Annotated in this window: 1 protein-coding gene; it reads left to right on the top strand. The window is 61.2% G+C overall.

Translation table 11 applies throughout. From position 1 onward, the window contains the following. On the top strand, nucleotides 1-191 hold a 191-nt coding region (locus tag D7X96_RS40705), incomplete at its 5' end, for a hypothetical protein (RefSeq protein ID WP_208647478.1). Nucleotides 192-389: the final 198 nt, after the last annotated feature.

Below are 389 nucleotides of genomic sequence, written 5' to 3'. Positions count from 1 at the left end.
AGGAGCGCTGGGAGTTGGAGGTGCTGATGGCGGTGGAGAGGACGTTCGCGAGGCCGCTGGCCATGGTGTGCTCCTTCAGGAGGACGACGAGGGATTTTGAACGGCGACAGCTACAAAAGGATTATCGAAGGTCGGGGGCCGGAGTTTCCGGGGGATTTCCAGAAATCATTTTTCCCCGCCGCGGCAGCTGAAGGCCGGAAACGCCGCCGGCCCCGGACCGGTACTCCCGAAGGAGCACCAGCGCGGGGCCGGAGCGAACCACCAACCTGGAAGCGACTACTTCAGGTTGTTGATGGCCGCCATCGCCATCTCGTCCATCTTCTTCATGAGGTTCGTGATGGTGCTCATGATCTGCGAGTCCTGCTGAACCTTCTTCTGCGCCTCCAGGA

Source organism: Corallococcus interemptor, from assembly GCF_003668875.1.
Taxonomy (GTDB): Bacteria; Myxococcota; Myxococcia; order Myxococcales; family Myxococcaceae; genus Corallococcus; species Corallococcus interemptor.
Note: the sequence above shows the minus strand (reverse complement) of the source record. Positions and strands in the feature narration are given on the sequence as shown.